Annotated in this window: 16 protein-coding genes; 9 read left to right on the forward strand and 7 right to left on the reverse strand. The window is 70.1% G+C overall.

Annotated features, from left to right (window positions below):
• Positions 1 to 11: 11 nt before the first annotated feature.
• On the forward strand, positions 12 to 269 hold the full coding sequence (locus INQ48_29180) for an acyl-CoA-binding protein (protein ID QRF57319.1): 258 nt from the start codon (positions 12 to 14) through the stop codon (positions 267 to 269).
• Positions 270 to 282: 13 nt separating this feature from the next.
• Here INQ48_29180 and INQ48_29185 read toward each other — a convergent pair whose 3' ends face one another.
• Positions 283 to 1527, reverse strand: coding sequence for a CoA transferase (locus INQ48_29185; GenBank protein ID QRF57320.1), 1245 nt, complete (start codon positions 1525 to 1527; stop codon positions 283 to 285).
• 334 nt (positions 1528 to 1861) lie between these two features.
• Here INQ48_29185 and INQ48_29190 point away from each other — a divergent pair, with 334 nt between their 5' ends.
• From INQ48_29190 to INQ48_29220, 7 genes are all read left to right on the forward strand, one after another.
• Complete coding sequence (locus INQ48_29190; GenBank protein ID QRF57321.1) at positions 1862 to 2761, forward strand: AraC family transcriptional regulator; 900 nt, start codon at positions 1862 to 1864, stop codon at positions 2759 to 2761.
• Positions 2762 to 2873: 112 nt separating this feature from the next.
• Positions 2874 to 3794 (forward strand): ABC transporter substrate-binding protein, encoded by a 921-nt coding sequence (locus INQ48_29195; GenBank protein QRF57322.1) that lies wholly within the window; start codon positions 2874 to 2876, stop codon positions 3792 to 3794.
• Between the two features lie 44 nt (positions 3795 to 3838).
• Complete coding sequence (locus tag INQ48_29200) at positions 3839 to 5338, forward strand: sugar ABC transporter ATP-binding protein (protein QRF60948.1); 1500 nt, start codon at positions 3839 to 3841, stop codon at positions 5336 to 5338.
• Positions 5335 to 6315 (forward strand): ABC transporter permease, encoded by a 981-nt coding sequence (locus INQ48_29205; GenBank protein QRF57323.1) that lies wholly within the window; start codon positions 5335 to 5337, stop codon positions 6313 to 6315. Before INQ48_29200 ends, INQ48_29205 begins: the two co-directional genes overlap by 4 nt.
• 131 nt (positions 6316 to 6446) lie before the next feature.
• Complete coding sequence (locus tag INQ48_29210; GenBank protein ID QRF57324.1) at positions 6447 to 7583, forward strand: alcohol dehydrogenase catalytic domain-containing protein; 1137 nt, start codon at positions 6447 to 6449, stop codon at positions 7581 to 7583.
• The gene (locus INQ48_29215) at positions 7580 to 9106 is read left to right on the forward strand and encodes an FGGY-family carbohydrate kinase (GenBank protein QRF57325.1); all 1527 of its coding nucleotides are present in this window, start codon (positions 7580 to 7582) and stop codon (positions 9104 to 9106) included. The genes INQ48_29210 and INQ48_29215 overlap by 4 nt, the downstream gene beginning before the upstream one ends.
• 163 nt (positions 9107 to 9269) lie before the next feature.
• Positions 9270 to 10007: an SDR family oxidoreductase gene (locus INQ48_29220; GenBank protein ID QRF57326.1), complete on the forward strand. Its 738-nt coding sequence runs from the start codon at positions 9270 to 9272 to the stop codon at positions 10005 to 10007.
• Between the two features lie 12 nt (positions 10008 to 10019).
• Here the strand turns inward: INQ48_29220 and INQ48_29225 are convergent, their stop codons facing one another.
• Genes INQ48_29225 through INQ48_29235 form a run of 3 tightly spaced genes read right to left on the reverse strand, consistent with a single transcriptional unit; the run spans position 10020 to position 13538 of the window.
• Positions 10020 to 10334 carry a polyhydroxyalkanoic acid system family protein gene (locus tag INQ48_29225; GenBank protein ID QRF57327.1) on the reverse strand — a complete coding sequence of 105 codons (315 nt, stop codon included), beginning with the start codon at positions 10332 to 10334 and terminating at the stop codon, positions 10020 to 10022.
• Positions 10327 to 11457, reverse strand: coding sequence for an aminopeptidase (locus INQ48_29230; GenBank protein QRF57328.1), 1131 nt, complete (start codon positions 11455 to 11457; stop codon positions 10327 to 10329). The genes INQ48_29225 and INQ48_29230 overlap by 8 nt, the downstream gene beginning before the upstream one ends.
• A complete protein-coding gene (locus INQ48_29235; protein ID QRF57329.1) occupies positions 11454 to 13538 on the reverse strand; it encodes a molybdopterin oxidoreductase family protein in 2085 nt (694 codons plus the stop codon). Before INQ48_29235 ends, INQ48_29230 begins: the two co-directional genes overlap by 4 nt.
• An 82-nt stretch (positions 13539 to 13620) precedes the next feature.
• On the opposite strand from INQ48_29235, the gene INQ48_29240 reads away from it, so the two are divergent.
• The gene (locus INQ48_29240; GenBank protein QRF57330.1) at positions 13621 to 14748 is read left to right on the forward strand and encodes an ABC transporter substrate-binding protein; all 1128 of its coding nucleotides are present in this window, start codon (positions 13621 to 13623) and stop codon (positions 14746 to 14748) included.
• A gap of 24 nt (positions 14749 to 14772) precedes the next feature.
• On the opposite strand, the gene INQ48_29245 is transcribed toward INQ48_29240, so the two are convergent.
• The 3 genes from INQ48_29245 to INQ48_29255 form a co-directional block, all read right to left on the reverse strand.
• Positions 14773 to 15885: a M14 family metallopeptidase gene (locus tag INQ48_29245; protein QRF57331.1), complete on the reverse strand. Its 1113-nt coding sequence runs from the start codon at positions 15883 to 15885 to the stop codon at positions 14773 to 14775.
• The gene (locus tag INQ48_29250) at positions 15882 to 17084 is read right to left on the reverse strand and encodes an amidohydrolase (GenBank protein ID QRF57332.1); all 1203 of its coding nucleotides are present in this window, start codon (positions 17082 to 17084) and stop codon (positions 15882 to 15884) included. Before INQ48_29250 ends, INQ48_29245 begins: the two co-directional genes overlap by 4 nt.
• A gap of 74 nt (positions 17085 to 17158) precedes the next feature.
• Positions 17159 to 17674: a nucleoside deaminase gene (locus INQ48_29255; protein ID QRF57333.1), complete on the reverse strand. Its 516-nt coding sequence runs from the start codon at positions 17672 to 17674 to the stop codon at positions 17159 to 17161.
• Between the last annotated feature and the right edge of the window lie 57 nt (positions 17675 to 17731).

Raw genomic sequence — 17731 nt, forward strand, 5'->3', positions numbered from 1 at the left:
GCCCCCCCGCCATGTCCGACCTCGACGAACGCTTCCAGACCGCCCAGGCCAATTCCAAGCTGCTGGCCGAGCGCCCCGACAACCCCACGCTGCTGAAGATCTACGGCCTGTTCAAGCAGGCGACCGAGGGCGACAACACGGCCAAGAAGCCCAGCTTCAGCGACATCGTCGCGCGCGCCAAGTGGGACGCCTGGACCTCGCGCAAGGGCCTGAGCGGCGACGAGGCGAAGGAACAGTACATCGCGCTGATCGAGTCGCTGCGCGGCTGAGCGCCGGCCTCCCTCACGCCCCGCCGATGATCCCGCGCTCGCGCAGCGCCGCGATCTGGCCGGCGGTCAATCCGATCTCCTCGAGCACCGCGTCGGTGTCCGCGCCCAGCGCGGGCGCGTTGAGCCGGTGCGCGGCCGGCGTGCGCGAGAGCTTGGGCACGAAGCCCGGCACCGACAGCTCGCTGCCGTCGTCCATGCGCAGCCGCTGCAGCATGCCGCGCGCCGCGTAGTGCGGGTCGGCCGCGATGTCGGCGATCGTGTAGATGCGCCCGGCCGGCACGTGCGCGGCATCGAGCGCGGCCAGCACCTCGTCGACGGTGCGGCTGGCGGCCCAGTCGCCGATGGCGGCATCGAGCACTTCCACCCGAGCCACGCGGCCGGCGTTGTTCGCCAGCGCGGGATCGGCCGCGAGATCGGGCCGGCCGATGCAGCCCATGAGCCGGCGGAAGATGCTGTCGCCGTTGCCCGCGACGATCGCATAGCCGCCGTCGGCGCAGCGGTAGGCATTGGTCGGTGCGATGCCCGGCAGCGCGCTGCCCGCGGCCTCGCGCACCGCGCCGAAGGCGCCGTACTCGGGCAGCAGGCTCTCCATGCAGTTGAAGACGGCCTCGTAGAGCGCCACGTCGACCACCTGACCCAGGCCCTTCGGATGCTCGGCGCTCGCGGTCGCATGGCGGTGCTGCAGCGCCATCAGCACGCCGACCACGCCATGCAGCGAGGCCAGCGTGTCGCCGATCGACACGCCCACGCGCACCGGCACCCGGCCCGGCTCGCCCGTGAGGTGGCGCAGCCCGCCCATGGCCTCGGCCACCACGCCGAAGCCCGGCCGGTCGCGGTAGGGCCCGGTCTGGCCATAGCCGCTGATGCGCAGCATCACGAGCGCGGGATTGGCCGCGAGCAGCGCATCGGGCCCCAGGCCCCAGCCCTCCATCGCGCCGGGTCGGAAGTTCTCGATCAGCACGTCGGCCTCGGCCGCGAGCTGGCGCACGATGGCCTGCGCCTCGGCCTCGCGCAGGTCGAGCGCCAGCGAGCGCTTGTTGCGCGACTGCACCTGCCACCAGACCGAGGTGCCGTCCTTCATCAGCCGCCAGCTGCGCAGCGGATCGCCCGCTCCGGGCGGCTCGATCTTGACCACCTCGGCGCCGAAGTCGGCCAGCGTGCGGGCCGCGAAGGGGCCGGCGATCAATTGGCCGAGCTCGATGACCTTGAGGCCGGCGAGCGGGCCGGCGGCGGGAGAGGAAGCGGTGGATGTCGTCATGGCCTGCGAGTGTGCCGCGTGCCGTCGCGCGGGTTCCGGGCGGCTTCGGGGCGGGAAAACACCTATGAATTCTTGACGCTGGCACGGCGCCGCAACGCCCGCCCTTCCGCAGCGCAGCAATATCGATCGGCAACGGCCGTTTCCCTCGGGGAGAAAGCCCTTTGCTGCGCCGCAGCGCGGACCGCGAAGCATGCCGCGCGGCCCGCATCCGGCATCAAAAAAGTATCGATTCGGGCCGCCATCTCTGGTTGTTGGCATCGGGAGCGATTCGTACAGTCCGCCCCACGCTGTCACGCACCCCCAACCGAACACTGCCCGAGGAACAACGAGCGCCATGCAACCCGATCTGGAAATCGTCGAAGTCCGCGGTGACGAATCCTTCGCCTGCTGGGCCCACGGCTACCCCTACCGCACCGTGCGCTGGCACTTCCATCCGGAGTACGAGATCCAGCTCATCGTCGAGACCCAGGGCGTCTACTTCGTGGGCGACCACGTCGGCCACTTCGAGCCCGGCAACCTCGTGATGATGGGCCCTGACCTGCCGCACAACTGGATCAGCGACGTGCCCGCGGGCCAGAGCGTGGAGCGGCGCGGCATCGTGATCCAGTTCCCGGCCGGCCTGGTGCGCAACATGGCCGCGAGCTTTCCCGAGTTCGCGCGCATCGCGCCGCTGATCGCCGAGTCGGGCGCGGGGCTGCTGTTCTCGGCCGAGACCGCGGCCGCCGCCAAGCCGATCATGGAAGCGCTGCTCGAGGCGCGCGGGCTGCGCCGCGTGATCCTGCTCTTGTCGCTGCTCGAGCTGCTGGCCGCGAGCCAGGACCGCCAGCGGCTCGCGAGCCCGGCCTTCAAGCCCGATCCCAAGGCCTTCATGTCGCACGCCATCAACAACGTGCTGGCCCACATCGCCGCCAACCTCGGCGACGAGCTGCGCGAACCGATGCTGGCCGAACTGGTGGGCCAGAGCCCGAGCGCCTTCTCGCGCGCCTTCCGCAAGCACACCGGCCAGTCCTTCGTGCGCTACGTGAACCGGCTGCGCATCAGCCGCGCCTGCGAGCTGCTGACCACCAGCGAGAAGCCGGTGCTCGACGTCTGCATGGACGTGGGCTTCAACAACGTGTCGAACTTCAACCGGCAGTTCCTGCTGCACAAGCGCATGCCGCCGACCAAGTTCCGCAACTTCCACCGCATGCAGGCGGCGCAGGCCGCGCACCTGCGCGGCGCCAGCCCGCCGTAGGCGGCCCGCCCCCCGTTTCCCGCATCGCCATCGGCGCGGGCCCGTTCGGGCACCGCGCGGGGCGAAGCCTTGCCCGCGTCCTTTCCACCGTCATCACCCAAGGAGACATGCCATGAAGAAGAACATCCTCGCCACCGCCACCTTCGCCGCGCTGCTGTGCGCCGCCGCCGCCGCGCAGGCCCAGGCGCCGAAGCAGCCGCTGCGCATCGGCATGAGCTTCCAGGAGCTCAACAACCCCTACTTCGTGACCATGAAGCAGGCGCTCGAGGAAGCGGCCGCGAGCATCGGCGCCAGCGTGGTCGCGACCGACGCGCGCCACGACGTGGCCAAGCAGATCGGCGACGTGGAGGACATGATCCAGAAGAAGGTCGACATCCTGCTGCTGAACCCGACCGACTCCACCGGCGTGCAGTCGGCGGTGCGCTCGGCCAAGAAGGCCGGGCTGGTGGTGGTGGCGGTCGATGCCAACGCGCAGGGCCCGGTCGACTCCTTCGTCGGCTCGAAGAACACCGACGCGGGCCGGCTGGCCTGCGAGTACCTGGCCAAGGCCATCGGCGAGAAGGGCGACGTGGCGATCCTCGACGGCATTCCGGTGGTGCCGATCCTCGAGCGCGTGAAGGGCTGCCGAGAGGCGCTCGCGAAGTACCCGGGCATCAAGGTGGTGAGCACGCAGAACGGCAAGCAGGAGCGCGCCACCGCGCTCACCGTGACCGAGAACATCCTGCAGGCCAACAAGGACCTCAAGGGCGTGTTCAGCGTCAACGACGGCGGCTCGATGGGCGCGCTCGCGGCCATCGAGGCCAGCGGCAAGGATGTGAAGCTCACCAGCGTCGACGGCGCGCCCGAGGCCATCAAGGCGATGCAGAAGCCGGGCTCGAAGTTCATCGCCACCACCGCGCAATACCCGCGCGACCAGATCCGGCTGGCCATCGGCATCGCGCTCGCGAAGAAGTGGGGCGCCAACGTGCCGGCGGCGGTGCCGGTCGACGTGAAGCTGATCGACGCCGAAGGCGCGAAGAGCTTCAGCTGGTAAGGCGCGGACGGACCCTGGCCGTGACCATGAACGACACCGCCGAGATGCTGCGGCTGGAGGGCGTCTCGAAACGCTTTCCCGGCGTGCAGGCGCTCTCGGGCATCGACCTCTCGATCCGCAAGGGCGAGGTGCATGCGCTGCTCGGCGAGAACGGCGCGGGCAAGTCGACGCTGATGAAGATCCTCTGCGGCATCCACCAGGCCGACGAGGGCCGCATCTACATCGACGGCAGCGAGCGCCGCTTCGCGGGCTATGCCGACGCCATCGCGGCGGGCGTGGGGATCATCTTCCAGGAGTTCAGCCTGATCCCGCACCTGGACGCGGCCGAGAACATCTTCCTGGGCCGCTACCCCACGCGCCGCTTCGGCCTGATCGACAAGGCCGCGATGCGGCGCGCGGCGCGGCAGCTGTTCGACGAGCTCGGCGTGCGCATCGACCTGCGCGTGCCGGTGTGCCGGCTCTCGGTGGCGCAGCAACAGTTCGTGGAGATCGGCAAGGCGCTGTCGCTGAAGGCGCGCCTGCTGGTGCTCGACGAGCCGACCGCCACGCTGACGCCGAACGAGGCGGACCACCTGTTCCGCATCATGCGTTCGCTGCGCGAGCGCGGCGTGGCGATGATCTTCATCTCGCACCACCTCGACGAGATCTTCGAGGTCTGCGACCGCATCAGCGTGCTGCGCGACGGCGCCAACGCGGGCCATGCGGAGGTCGGCGCGACCGACATCGACGCGCTGGTCGAGATGATGGTGGGCCGTCGCATCGAGCAGAGCTTTCCGCCCAAGCCGCAACCGGCACCGCATGCGGCCGGCGCGCGCAAGCTGCTCGAGGTGCCCGAGATCCAGCTCGCGAAGGGCGGGCCGGTCAATGCCTTCGAACTGCATGCGGGCGAGATCCTCGGCTTCGCGGGACTGGTCGGCTCGGGCCGCACCGAGCTAGCGCTCGGCATGATGGGCGCCGACCGCGCGCACCGCAAGACGGTGCTGCGCAACGGCACGCCCGTGCGGCTCGACGACCCGACGCAGGCGCTCTCGCACGGCATCGGCCTCTTGCCCGAGAGCCGCAAGGTGCAGGGGCTGATCACCGACTTCACGATCCGCTTCAACATCACGCTCAACAACCTGGGCCGGCACCGTCGCGCGGGCCTGGTGCGCGAGGGCGCCGAGAAGCGCGAGGCCGCCGAGCTCGCGCGCCGCGTGGGCGTGAAGGCGCCCGACCTCGAGACCCGCGTGGCCACGCTCTCGGGCGGCAACCAGCAGAAGGTGGTGATCGCGCGCTGGCTCGGCCACGACTGCGAAGTGCTGATCTTCGACGAGCCCACGCGCGGCATCGACGTCGGCGCCAAGGCCGAGATCTACGCCCTGATGCGCGAGCTCACGCGCCAGGGCAAGGCGGTGCTGATGATCTCGAGCGAGCTGCCCGAGATCGTCGGCATGTGCGACCGCGTCGCGGTGTTCTCGGGCGGGTCCATCGTGGCCACGCTCGAGGGCGACTCCATCCACTCCGGCGACATCATGCGCCACGCAACCACAGGGGGTTCGCCATGAACGCCACCGCCAGCCATCCCGCGCCGCCCGCTCCCGCCGGCGGATTCCTCACCGAGCTGCGCCGCTCCACGGCCTTCCTGCCGCTGGTCGGGCTGGTCGCGATCTCGGTCTTCATGATCGTCGCGACCGACAACTTCCTGTCCTGGGGCAACCTGCAGAACATCGCGCTGCAGTCCTCGATCAACGCCATCATCGCGGTCGGCATGACCGCGGCCATCCTCACCGGCGGCATCGATCTCTCGGTGGGCGCCGTGGTGGCGCTGTCGGGCACCTTGGCCTCGGGGCTGATGGTGCAGTTCGGGCTGCCGCCGCTGCTCGCGGTGCCGCTGGGCCTGGCCGTGGGCGCGGTCATCGGCCTGTTCAACGGCTACTGCGTGGCCTACCTGCGCATGCCGCCGATCATCGTGACGCTGGCCACCATGGGCATCGCGCGCGGCATCGCGCTGATCTACACCGGCGGCTACCCGATCGACGGCCTGCCCGAGTCCTTCGCCTTCCTCGGCGGCGGCACGCTCGCGGGCATCAAGGTGCCGATCCTGCTCATGCTCGCCACCTACCTCGCGGCCTACGTGCTGCTGAACATGGCGCCCTTCGGTCGCTACGTCTACGCCATCGGCGGCAACGAGGAAGCCACGCGGCTGTCGGGCGTGCGGGTGTCGCGCTACAAGCTGCTGGTGTATGCGCTCAGCGGCTTCACGGCCGCGGTCGCCGGCATCGTGCAGGCCTCGCGCGTGACCAGCGGCCAGCCCGGCGTGGGCGTGGGCTTCGAGCTCGACGCCATCGCCGCCGTGGTGATGGGCGGCACCTCGATCGCCGGCGGCCGCGGCGCGATCGTCGGCACCCTCGTCGGCGCGCTGCTGCTGGGCGTGCTCAACAACGGGCTCAACATGATCGGCGTGTCGCCGTACCTGCAACTGATCATCAAGGGCGGCATCGTGCTGCTGGCGATCTTCATCAGCCGCGAAGCAAAAAAATGAGCTCGCCCCCAGGCTTCGCGCACTTCGTGTCGCTTCTCCCACCCCCTACCGGGGGCAACACCAGCGGCCCGGCAAAGCCGGTTCCGCGGTGTTCCGCGAAAGAACCGCAATCCTTCTGACCAGAAAGAACCATGAGCTACCAGAAACTCCAGCCCGGTACGTCGGGCGCCATCTCGCAACTCGCTTCCATGCAGGCCGTCGTCTGCCACGGCCCCAAGGACTACCGCCTCGAGACCGTCGAGGTGCCCGCCATCGGCGCCAACGAACTGCTGATCTCGATCGCGGCCTGCGGCATCTGCGCTTCCGACTGCAAGTGCCACTCGGGCGCGAAGATGTTCTGGGGCGGCGATGGCCAGCCCTCGTGGGTCAAGGCGCCGGTGATCCCGGGCCACGAGTTCTTCGGCTACGTCGAGGCGCTCGGCGAAGGCGCGGCCGAGCACTTCGGCGTCGGCAAGGGCGACCGCGTGATCGCCGAGCAGATCGTGCCCTGCGGCAAGTGCCGCTTCTGCACCTCGGGCAAGTACTGGATGTGCGAGGTGCACAACATCTTCGGCTTCCAGCGCATCGTGGCCGACGGCGGCATGGCCGACTACATGCGGCTGCCGCCGACCGCGCGCGTGCACAGGATCCCCGACGGCATCCCGCTCGAGGACGCGGCCATCATCGAGCCGCTGTCGTGCGCGATCCATACCGTGAACCGCGGCGACATCCAGCTCGACGACGTGGTGGTGATCGCGGGCGCCGGTCCGCTCGGCCTGATGATGACGCAGGTGGCGGCGCTCAAGACGCCCAGGCAGCTGATCGTGATCGACCTCGTGCCCGAGCGCCTCGCGCTCGCGAAGCAGTACGGCGCCGACGTCGTGATCAACCCGAAGACCGAGAACGCCGACGCCATCGTCAAGGGCCTGACGGAAGGCTATGGCTGCGACGTCTACATCGAGACCACCGGCGCGCCGATCGGCGTGACGCAGGGCCTGGAGATGATCCGCAAGCTCGGCCGCTTCGTCGAGTTCAGCGTCTTCGGCGCGGAGACCAGCGCCGACTGGTCGATCATCGGCGACCGCAAGGAACTCGACGTGCGCGGCGCCCACCTCGGCCCCTACTGCTACCCGATCGCCATCGACCTGCTGGCGCGCGGGCTTGTGACCTCGAAAGGCATCGTCACGCACGACTTCCCGTTGACCGAATGGGAGCGCGCCTTCGCGCTCGCCAACTCGCTCGACTCGATCAAGGTGCTTCTCAAGCCACAGCCGCGGACGGCCCCATGAAGTACGTGATCGGCGTCGACATCGGCACGCAGAGCACCAAGTGCCTGCTGGTCGGCGTCGACGGGCGCGTGCGCGCGCAGGCCGGCGTGGCCTACCAGCCCGAGACGCCGAAGCCGCTGTGGGCGCAGCAGGACTGTGCCGTGTGGTTCGACGCCGTGTGCGAGAGCGTGCGCGCCTGCGTCGCGAAGAGCGGCGTCGCGCCCGGCGACATCGCCGCGATGTGCGTGAGCAGCCTCTATGGCGGCGCCGGCATCCCGGTCGACGAGGCCATGCAGCCGCTGCATCCCTGCCTGATCTGGATGGACCGCCGCGCCACCGCGCAGGTCGATGCGGTGAACGCGACCGTCGACGTCGAGAAGCTGCAGGCGATCACGGGCAACGGCGTGGACAGCTACTACGGCTACACCAAGATGCTGTGGATCCGCGAGCACCGGCCCGAGGTGTGGGCGAAGACGCGCTGGTTCCTGCCGCCCAACAGCTACGTCAACTGGCGCCTGACCGGCGAGCTCGCGGTCGACCACAGCTCGGCCGGCAACATCGGCGGCGTGTACGACGCGGCGCGGCGCGGCTGGTCCCATGAAGCGCTCGGCATGCTGGGCATTCCGGCGCGCATGATGCCGCCGCGGCTGGTCGAATCGAGTGACGTGGTCGGCGGCCTGAAGGCCGAATGGGCCGCGCAGCTCGGCCTCGCCGAAGGCATGCCCCTGATGGGCGGCGGCGTGGATGCCGCGGTGGCCACCTTCTGCGCGGGCGTGACCGGCAGCGGCGACCATGTCGCGATGATCGGCACCAGCATGTGCTGGGGCTTCGTGAGCCCGGGCGTGGACGCGCGCCACCGGCTCATCGGCATGCCGCATGTGTACCGCGGCGCGGACCGCAGCTACGTGTTCGGCGGCGCCATTGCCGCGGGCGCGGCCGTCACCTGGTTTCGCGACACCTTCTGCCAGGCCGAGCTGGCCGAGGCCGCGCGCACCGGCGAGGACGCGCATGCGCTGATCGAGCGCCAGGCCGTCGACGTGCCGCCCGGCGCGCAGGGCCTGGTGTTCCTGCCCTACCTGATGGGCGAGCGCAGCCCGATCTGGGACGCGCAGGCCAAGGGCGCCTTCATCGGCCTCTCGCTCGCGCACGGCCGTGCCCATCTCTACCGCGCCGTGCTCGAGGGCGTGAGCTTCGCGCTGCAGCACAACATCGAGGCCGGACGCCGCAGCGGCCAGCCGCTGGACCCGCGCCTGATCGTGGTCGGCGGCGCGGCCCATTCCGACCTCTGGATGCAGATCGTGGCCGACATCACCGGCTATCCCGTGTTCACCATCGAGGAGGAAGTCGAGGCTGCCCTCGGCGCGGCAATGCTCGCGGCGCTGGGCGCGGGCCTGGTCGATGCGGCGACGGCCGAACGCGGCTGGGTCACGCTGGTGGAACGCGCAAGGCCCGAGCCCGAGGCTCAGGCCGTCTACCGCGAGCGCTTCGAGATCTACAAGTCGCTCTACCCGGCATTGCGCGATGCAATGCACCGCCTCCAATGAGTGCACGACCACGGCACCAGCCACACGACCATCACGCCTCTCGTGCACAGGGCAGTGGGTGCTTCCCGCAGCGAAATAAAGGAGGAGGCCGAAGGCCGGGGGACATTCGCGGAGGGAAGTACCCGCTGTCCTGTGCACGCGCCCCGAACCCAAGCAACCCGACATGACCATCACCTTCGATTTCAGTAACCGCAAAGCCCTGGTCACCGGCGCCAGCAGCGGCATCGGCCACGCCGTGACCACGCAGCTCGCACGATCGGGCGCCGCGGTCACCGCCGTGGGACGCAACGCCGAAGCCCTTCGCGAGCTGGCAGCGGAGACTGGCTGCACCCCGCTCGTGCTCGACGTGTCCGATCCGCAAGCCCTCGACCGGGCATTCGCGGAACTGCCCGCCTTCGACCTCGTCGTGAACTGCGCGGGCATCGCGCTGCTCGAACCGGCGCTCGAGTTGCAGGCCCACAGCTTCGATGCCGTCATGGCCGTCAATGCGCGTGCCGCGGCGCTGGTCGCCGCGCGCTGCGGCAAGGCGATGGCCGCGGCCGGCGTGCGCGGCAGCATCGTCAACGTCTCGAGCCAGGCCGCGCTGGTCGCGCTCGACGACCACCTCTGCTATTGCGCCTCGAAGGCCGCGCTCGACGCGATCACGCGCTCGCTGTGCCTCGAGCTCGGGCCGCACGGCATCCGCGTCAACAGCGTCAATCCCACCGTCACCCTCACGCCCATGGCCGAACAGGCCTGGGCCGATCCGGCCAAGAGCGCGGCCGCCATCGCGGGCATTCCGCTCGGGCGCTTCGCGCGCGTGGAGGAGGTGGTGGCGCCGATCCTCTTTCTCTCGAGCGAGGGCGCGTCGATGATCAGCGGCGCGGCACTGCCGGTCGATGGCGGCTACACCATTGCCTGAGCGCCGCGGGTGTCAGGCGAAGCGGTTGCCGCCCTCGGCCGGCCCCAGCAATGCATCGAGGTTGCGGCTGATCTTCTGCTCGATCATTTCGCTGAAGCTGCTGAAGAGGAAGCCGAGCGTCGCGTCGAAGGTGAAGGTCTGGGCCGTCACCTCGACCGTGCCGTCGATGCCGGCGCGCGTGAAGGTCGCCACGTCGCGCTCCTCGCCCTCGGTGTAGACGCAGTCGAGCCCGAACTCCTGCTCGGCCTGCCGCACCCACTTGCGTGCCACCTGGCGTGCGCGGGCGATGCCCAGGGTGTGTTGGCGTTCGATATGGATGTCAGGCACCGTCGTGTTCTCCGTTGTTGTCGTGGCCGCGGCCGCGCCGCGTCTGCTGGATGCCGCTGGCCGTGGCGAGTGCCTGGCGGCGCTCCTCCATGGTCGGCAGTCTGCCGATGCGGCGGACCTCAGTGTAAAAGCGCGGCCAGCTCCTGCCCTCGCGTTCGAACAGCGCCTCGAAATTCGGCACCAGGTCGTCGTAGGCGCCCTGCGCGCCGAAGGCCGCGTTGTTGGCGCGCGCCACCCAGCCGTCGTAGGCATGCTGGCGCGGGCCGGGCCAGCCCTCGCGCAGCGCCGCGTAGCGGGCGCGAAAGTCGTCCATCGCGGCCTGCTTCATCGCGGCCACGGCCTTCCAGTCCTCGGCCTTGGCCTCGGGCGATTCGTAGACCCGCGTGAGCGCGCGCCGGGTGTCGAGCGCGAGCGCGCGGAACTGCTGGCGCTGGGCATCGAACTGCGCGTACTCGCGGCGCGCCGGCTCGCCGGCCTCGCGCTGCAGCCACAGCGCGCCGCCGATGCGCTCGACCGCCGTCGCATAGGACTCGTTGAACACCGTGTCGCCCGCCACGTAGAGCACCTGGTGCGCGAGCTCGTGGAACACCAGCCGCGCGAGCTCGCCCTCGGGGTAGCCGATGAAGGTCGACAGCAGCGGGTCGCCGCCGGCCCAGTTCATCCAGCCCAGCGTGGAATACGCGGGCACCGGGTAGACCGAGACCTCGAGGTCCTGCCGCTTCTGCGCCTCGGCCTCGGCCTTGGCCGCCTCCTCGCTGTAGTAGCCGCGATAGCCCACGCAGCCCGCGACGGGGAAGCACCAGCTCTTGAGCGTGAGCGAATACGGCGGCGCCGCCACCACGTTCCACACCGCGGCCGCGCGGTGCAGGTCGGCGTAGGCGGTGTAGCTGGGGTTGTCGGGCAGGCCCAGCTCGGCGCTCGCGAAGCGGCGGATGCGCTGCGTGAGCTCGAGCTTGGTCTTGAGCGCCGCCGGCACCGCCGGGTCGGCCAGCCACTCGGGCACCGGCTTGGCCGCGCGCATGATCCCGATGTGACCGCTGGCCGACTGCCAGTAGTAGCGCAGGTCGGCGCAGCCGCCGAGCAGCAGCGCACCGGCCAGCACCGCGACCGAGGCGGCCTTCACGCCGTCGCCGCCTGCGTGCCGGCCACGCGCTCGACCTCGACCAGGCAGTCGTAGAAGGTCGGCCCGCGGCCGATGTCGGTCAGGCGCTGGCTCGTGAGCTGGTTGACGTTGGTGCCGTCCATGCCGAGCTTGCGCCACCAGATGCCCATGCCGTTGACCACGCCGGGGCGCGCGCGGCGCGAGACCTCGGCGCGGCAGCGGTGCTCGCCGCGGCCGTTGAACACGCGCACCAGCGCGCCGTCCTCGATGCCGCGCACGGCCGCGTCGTCGGCGTGGATCTCGAGCAGCGGCTCGACCTCGATCGCGCGCAGGCTGGTCACGTTGACGAAGGTCGAGTTGAGGAAGTTGCGCGCCGGCGGCGAGATCATCGCGAGCGGGAATTCGGTGGAGCTGCCCGCCGGCTCCCAGTTGGGCACGTGGTCGGGCAGGCCGTCCATGCCCATGGCCGCCAGGCGCGCGCTGTGGAACTCGCAGCGGCCCGAGGGCGTGGGGAAGCGGCCCTCGGCGAACGGCGCCTCGGGCAGCTTCACGCTGGTGAAGCCCTGCGCCAGCAGCTGCGCGAAATCGATGCTCCCCTCGGCGAAGGCGGTGCGGCACAGCGACTCGTCGCTCTCGGCGAAGCAGGGCTCGTCGAAGCCCAGGCGGCGCGCCAGCTCGCGAAACACCCAGGCATTGCTGCGCGCCTCGCCGCGCGGCGCCACGGCCGGACGGTTCAGCAGCACGTCGGTGTGGCCGTAGCTGCAGTGGATGTCCCAGTGCTCGAGCTGCGTGGTGGCCGGCAGCAGGTAGTCGGCGTAGTCGGCGGTGTCGGTGCGGAACTGCTCGAGCACCACGGTGAACAGGTCCTCGCGCGCGAAGCCCGCCGCCACCTTGGCCGACTCGGGCGCCACCGCCACCGGGTTGCTGTTGTAGACCACGATCGCCTGGATCGGCTTCGCGGCGTCGAGCAGCGCGTCGCCGATGGTGCTCATGTTGATGGTGCGCGGCCGGCGGCCCGCCAGCAGCTCGGGCCGCTGCAGCGCGGCGCGGTCGACCGGGTAATGGCCCGAGCTGCTCAAGAGCAGCCCGCCCGCGCGGTCGCGCCAGGCGCCCACCAGCGCCGGCAGGCAGGCCACCGCGCGCGCCGCGTTGCCGCCGCCGCGCACGCGCTGCATGCCGTAGTTCAGGCGGATCGCGGCCGGCTTGGTGGTGCCGTAGGCCCGGGCCAGCGCCACGATCTGTTCCTCGGGCACGCCGCACACGCGTGCCGCGCGCGCGGGCGGCCATTGCAGCGCGCGCTCGCGCAACTGCTCCCAGCCCAGCGTGTGCTGCGCGATGTAGTCGTGGTCGAGCCAGTCGTGCACGATCAGCTCGTGCATCAGCGCCAATGCCAGCGCGGCGTCGGTGCCCGGCAGCAGCGCGATGTGCTCGTCGCACTTGTCGGCGGTCTCGGTGCGGCGCGGATCGATGCACACCAGCCGCGCGCCGGCGCGCCGGGCCGCCTGGGCATGGCGCCAGAAATGCAGGTTGCTCGCGATCGAGTTGCTGCCCCAGATCAGGATCAGCTTCGCCTCGGCGAAGAACTCGATGCGCATGCCGACCTTGCCGCCCAGCGTGTGGACCATGGCCTCGCCGCCGGCCATCGAGCAGATGGTGCGGTCGAGCAGGCTGGCGCCGAGCTTGTGGAAGAAGCGTCGGTCCATCGACTCGCCCTGCACCAGGCCCATGGTTCCCGCATAGCTGTAGGGGAGAATGCTCTCGGGATCGGCCTGCAATGACCGAAGATGCGCGGCGATATCGTCGAGCGCGGCCTCCCAGCTCACCGGCTCGAAGCGGCCGCTGCCCTTGGGACCGACGCGCTTCAGGGGCTGGACCAGCCGTTCGGCATGGTCGTTGCGTTCGATGTAGCGGGACACCTTGGTGCAGAGCACGCCACCCGTGTGCGAATGGGCCGGATTCCCCTGCAGCTTGACCGCCACTCCGTCCTTGACGGTGGTGACGAGCGCGCAGGTGTCGGGGCAATCGTGGGGGCAGGCGCCGAGCACCGTGGCGGTGTCGGCGGGCGGGGATTCGTGGGGGGTGTCGTTCGAGGCGAGGGCCATCGGGCGAGTCTAAAGTTTTTAAGGTTTTCCAGGCATGCGCGGGGTCCGTCGCATGACGTATGGCAGGAGGGGGTTTTCGCAAATGATCCATCGCAGACATTTCTCGATCGCGGCCGGTGCCGCCGCGCTCGGCGGTTTCGCCGCCGTCGCCCGGGCCCAGGGCGACGGACCGATCGTGCTCGGCCAGTCGGCGCCGTTCACCGGCCCGGCAGCGCAGCTGGGCATCCAGTTCCACCAGGGCGCGAAGGTGTTCCTCGACGCCTACAACGCCCAGTCCGGCCGCCGCGCGGTGCAGATCAAGACGCTCGACGACGGCTACGAGCCCGATCGCTGCGCGGCCAACACGCAGAAGCTGATCGACGAGGACGTGTTCGCGCTGTTCGGCTACATCGGCACGCCCACCAGCCTGGCGGCGCTGCCGCTGGCGGTGAAGGACAAGGTGCCGTTCGTGGCGCCCTTCACCGGCGCGATGGCGCTGCGCGAGCCCTTCCACAAGAACGTGTTCCACCTGCGCGCCTCGTACAACGACGAGACCGCGCTGATGGTCAGGCAACTCACGCACCTGGGCCTGAAGAAGATCGCGGTGTTCCACCAGAACGACGCCTACGGCAAGGCCGGCCTCGACGGCGTGACGCTGGCGCTTTCCGAGCAGCAGCTCAAGCCGATCGCGCAGGCCACGGTGGAACGCAATTCGGTCGAGGTGGCGCCGGCCGTGAAGACGCTGCTGGCCGCGCGGCCCGACGCGGTGGTCCAGGTCGGCGCCTACAAGGCCTGCGCGGCCTTCATCCGCGAGGCGCGCAAGGCCGGCTTCGGCGGCACCTTCTTCAACCTCTCGTTCGTCGGCACCCAGGCGCTGTCGGACGAGCTCGGCAAGGAGGCCGCGGGCGTGCTCGTGACCCAGGTCGTGCCCTCGCCCTACAGCCAGGCCAACGCGATCGCGCGCGAGTTCACCGAGGCGGTGCGCAAGGCCGGCAACGGTGCCAGTGCCAATTTCTCGAGCCTCGAGGGCTATCTCGCGGCCAAGCTGCTGGTCGAGGGCCTGCGCAAGGCGCCCGGCAAGCTGTCGCGCGAGGGACTGATCACCGGCCTCGAGAGCATCGACCGGCTGCAGCTCGGCGGCTTCGAGGTCTCGTTCTCGGCGAAGAACCACGTGGGCTCGAAGTTCGTCGAGCTCTCGATGCTCACGGGCGACGGCAAGGTGCGGACCTGAAGCGGTCCGCCCGGTTCGAGCGGCTCAGCGCGCGCTGAGCCCGTCGGCGGCCTGGAACATGGCCTGCCGCGCCTGGCTCACGATCTGGCCGCGCCAGGCATCGGTGTCGGTGTAGAAGGCCTCGAGCGTGCGCCGGCGGATCGCGTCCGACAGGTCGGCCGGCGCCTCGGGATGGCGATGCAGCCAGTGGTCGCCGCGCAGCGCGGTCAGCACGTCGAGCACCGGCACGGTGCCGTACTCCATCGCGATGCCGGTGTACTCGGCCTGCGGGCATTCGTCGTAGACGGCATCCCACATCAGGCCGCGCAGCAGCGCCGAGGTCGACGAGCCGTCGTAGATCGAGGTGACGGGCGCCGCGTCGGCCTGGCCGGCGCCGTTGCCCCACCAGGCGTTGGCGCGCTCGTAGGCGCTCTTGTCGTCGCGGCAGGCGAAGATGCGCTCGCCGATGCCGTTCGGGCCCAGGCCGGTGTGCAGGTCGATCCAGGCCAGCCGGCGCGTGCGCCGCGTGTGGCGGCGCAGCACGGCGCGGATCATCCGGTGGCTCCAGGTCGGCGCCTTGCCGCCGAAGAACAGGCCGTCCTCGAACTGGTACTGGCCGCCGCTCACCGCGGTCTGGTAGGCACCGATGCCGTTCTTCTCGATCCAGGCATTGACCGCGGCCTGGTTCTCGGCCGTGGGCGGCCAGGTGTCGGGCACCAGCAGCGCATGCAGCTCGGCATAGGCGGCATTGACCGGCAGCGGCTGCGTGAAGTCGACGAAGTTGCGGTTCAGGTCGACGTTCTCCTGCGTCACGCGGCGGCCGAACGAGAAGCCGTGCGGATTGAGCGCATGCACGTAGAGCACCGCCACGCCGGCCGAGCGCGCCTTCTCGCGCCATTCGGCGTCGTGCAGCGCGAACACCTGCACGCCGCTGCCGCAGTGGCCTTCCACGCCGTGGCAGCCGCTGCTGAGGATCAGCAGCCGGTCGGCGTCGGGCGCGCCGTCGAAGGCCACGTCGCACGAGAGTTCCTCGCCGTCGCGTCCGCGCATCGGCAGCAGGTGGGGTTCCACGGTGAGGCCCGCGCTCAGGCAGGCCTGCAGGAATTTCTGGCGCGCCTGCGCATAGCGCGGCGCGAAAGCCTCGCCGATGCCGATCATTTCGGAGCGTCTCCGGTGGCGAGGAACTGCTCGGCGATCTGCACCCAGCAGGTGGCGCCCAGCGGGATCAGGTCGTCGTTGAAGTCGTAGCTCGCGTTGTGCAGCGTGCACGGGCCCTCGCCGTGGTGCACGTCGCGGTGCGCGCCGTCGCCGTTGCCGATGAAGGCATAGGCGCCGGGCTTGGCCTGCAGCATGAAGGCGAAGTCTTCCGAGGTCATGGCGGCTTCCTGCTTGAGCACGTTCTCGGGGCCGACGATGCCGCCCATCACGCGGCGCGCGAAGTCGGCCTCGGCCTCGGTGTTGATGGTGGGCGGGTAGTAGCGCTCGAAGCGGAACTCGCAGGTGGCGTCGTGCGCCGCGCAGATGTGGTCGCAGATCTTCTTCATGCGCGCCTCGATCATGTCGAGCACCTCGAGCGAGAAGGTGCGCACCGTGCCCGACAGCTCGCAGTTGTCGGGGATCACGTTGTTGGTTTCGCCGGCATGGATGGTGGTGACCGAGATCACGGCCGAGTCGGTCGGCTTCATCTTGCGCGTGAGGATGGTCTGGAAGGCCTGCACGATCTCGCAGGCGATCGGCACCGGGTCGACGCCGGTCTGCGGCAGCGCCGCATGGCCGCCCTTGCCCACCACGTTGACGTGGAACTTGTTGCCCGAGGCCATCACCGGGCCCGGGCTCACCGCGAACTGGCCGGCCTTCATGCCGGGCCAGTTGTGCATGCCGAACACCGCGTCCATCGGGAACTGCTCGAACAGCCCCTCCTTGATCATCTCGCGCGCGCCGCCGCCGCCCTCCTCGGCCGGCTGGAAGATCAGGTAGACGGTGCCGTCGAAGTTGCGGTTCTTGGCCAGATGCTGCGCCGCGGCAAGCAGCATCGCGGTGTGGCCGTCGTGGCCGCAGGCGTGCATCTTGCCGTGGTGCTTGCTCGCATGCGCGAAGGTGTTGAGCTCGGTGACCGGCAGCGCATCCATGTCGGCGCGCAGGCCGACCGCGCGGTTGCTGGTGCCGTTCTTGACGATGCCCACCACGCCGGTCGTGCCGAGGCCGCGGTGGATCGGGATGCCCCATTCGGTGAGCTTGCCTGCCACCACGTCGGCGGTGCGGACTTCTTCGAAGCAGAGTTCGGGGTGGGCGTGGAGGTCACGTCGGACGGCGGCGATGCCGGCCGCCTGCGTGACGAGCGAATCGATGAGTTTCATGGCTTGCTCTCAAAACGCCAGTCTATCCACTAAGGCATTTCCGGGCACATCGGAGAACACCCGATCCAGGGGCTTCATCGGGCGTGGTTCCAGAAGCCATGGTGCGGCGCGGCCGCCTCGTCCTCGAGCACCGGCCCGATGACTTCGATGGGCCGCTGGCCGCGCACGAAGACCTCGCGGCAGGGCAGCGAAAAGGTCGGGTTCTCGGGATGGTCGCCGGTGAGGCCGAGCAGCGCGTGCTCCGACAGCGCGTAGACCACGCGGCCGATGTTGGTCCAGTAGATCGCGCCGGCGCACATGCAGCAGGGCTCGGCGCTGGTGTAGAGCGTGCAGCGCGCGAGCGCTTCGGGCGCGAGCAGGCGCGCCGCCTGCGCGGCCGCGACCAGCTCGGCATGCTGCGTGGGATCGCCCTCGGGCGGCATCGAGTTGTTGCCGGCGCTGACGACGACCTCGCCGTGCTCGTTGGCCACCAGCGCCGCGAACGGGTGGCGGCCGCGGGCCTTCGATTCCTCGGACAGCGCGATCGTCATGCGCAGCAGTTCGAGGTCGCGGGGGGACAGGTCGGCGGATGGGAAGGCGGGTGTGTTCATGTCGATGGAATCCGTTGCAGGTCGCGGCGGACCGACGATCTCAGCAATCGCCGTGCC

Source organism: Variovorax paradoxus (assembly GCA_016806145.1).
Lineage (GTDB): Bacteria > Pseudomonadota > Gammaproteobacteria > Burkholderiales > Burkholderiaceae_C > Variovorax.

Bases quoted from the DNA above. Each gene is read 5' to 3' on its own strand.
- INQ48_29210 (QRF57324.1), top strand. From the start codon at position 6,447: ATGAGCTACCAGAAACTCCAGCCCGGTACGTCGGGCGCCATCTCGCAA.
- INQ48_29200 (QRF60948.1), top strand. From the start codon at position 3,839: ATGCTGCGGCTGGAGGGCGTCTCGAAACGCTTTCCCGGCGTGCAGGCG.
- INQ48_29180 (QRF57319.1), top strand. From the start codon at position 12: ATGTCCGACCTCGACGAACGCTTCCAGACCGCCCAGGCCAATTCCAAG.
- INQ48_29240 (QRF57330.1), top strand. From the start codon at position 13,621: ATGATCCATCGCAGACATTTCTCGATCGCGGCCGGTGCCGCCGCGCTC.
- INQ48_29185 (QRF57320.1), bottom strand. From the start codon at position 1,527: ATGACGACATCCACCGCTTCCTCTCCCGCCGCCGGCCCGCTCGCCGGC.
- INQ48_29215 (QRF57325.1), top strand. From the start codon at position 7,580: ATGAAGTACGTGATCGGCGTCGACATCGGCACGCAGAGCACCAAGTGC.
- INQ48_29195 (QRF57322.1), top strand. From the start codon at position 2,874: ATGAAGAAGAACATCCTCGCCACCGCCACCTTCGCCGCGCTGCTGTGC.
- INQ48_29190 (QRF57321.1), top strand. From the start codon at position 1,862: ATGCAACCCGATCTGGAAATCGTCGAAGTCCGCGGTGACGAATCCTTC.
- INQ48_29235 (QRF57329.1), bottom strand. From the start codon at position 13,538: ATGGCCCTCGCCTCGAACGACACCCCCCACGAATCCCCGCCCGCCGAC.
- INQ48_29255 (QRF57333.1), bottom strand. From the start codon at position 17,674: ATGAACACACCCGCCTTCCCATCCGCCGACCTGTCCCCCCGCGACCTC.
- INQ48_29205 (QRF57323.1), top strand. From the start codon at position 5,335: ATGAACGCCACCGCCAGCCATCCCGCGCCGCCCGCTCCCGCCGGCGGA.
- INQ48_29220 (QRF57326.1), top strand. From the start codon at position 9,270: ATGACCATCACCTTCGATTTCAGTAACCGCAAAGCCCTGGTCACCGGC.
- INQ48_29245 (QRF57331.1), bottom strand. From the start codon at position 15,885: ATGATCGGCATCGGCGAGGCTTTCGCGCCGCGCTATGCGCAGGCGCGC.
- INQ48_29250 (QRF57332.1), bottom strand. From the start codon at position 17,084: ATGAAACTCATCGATTCGCTCGTCACGCAGGCGGCCGGCATCGCCGCC.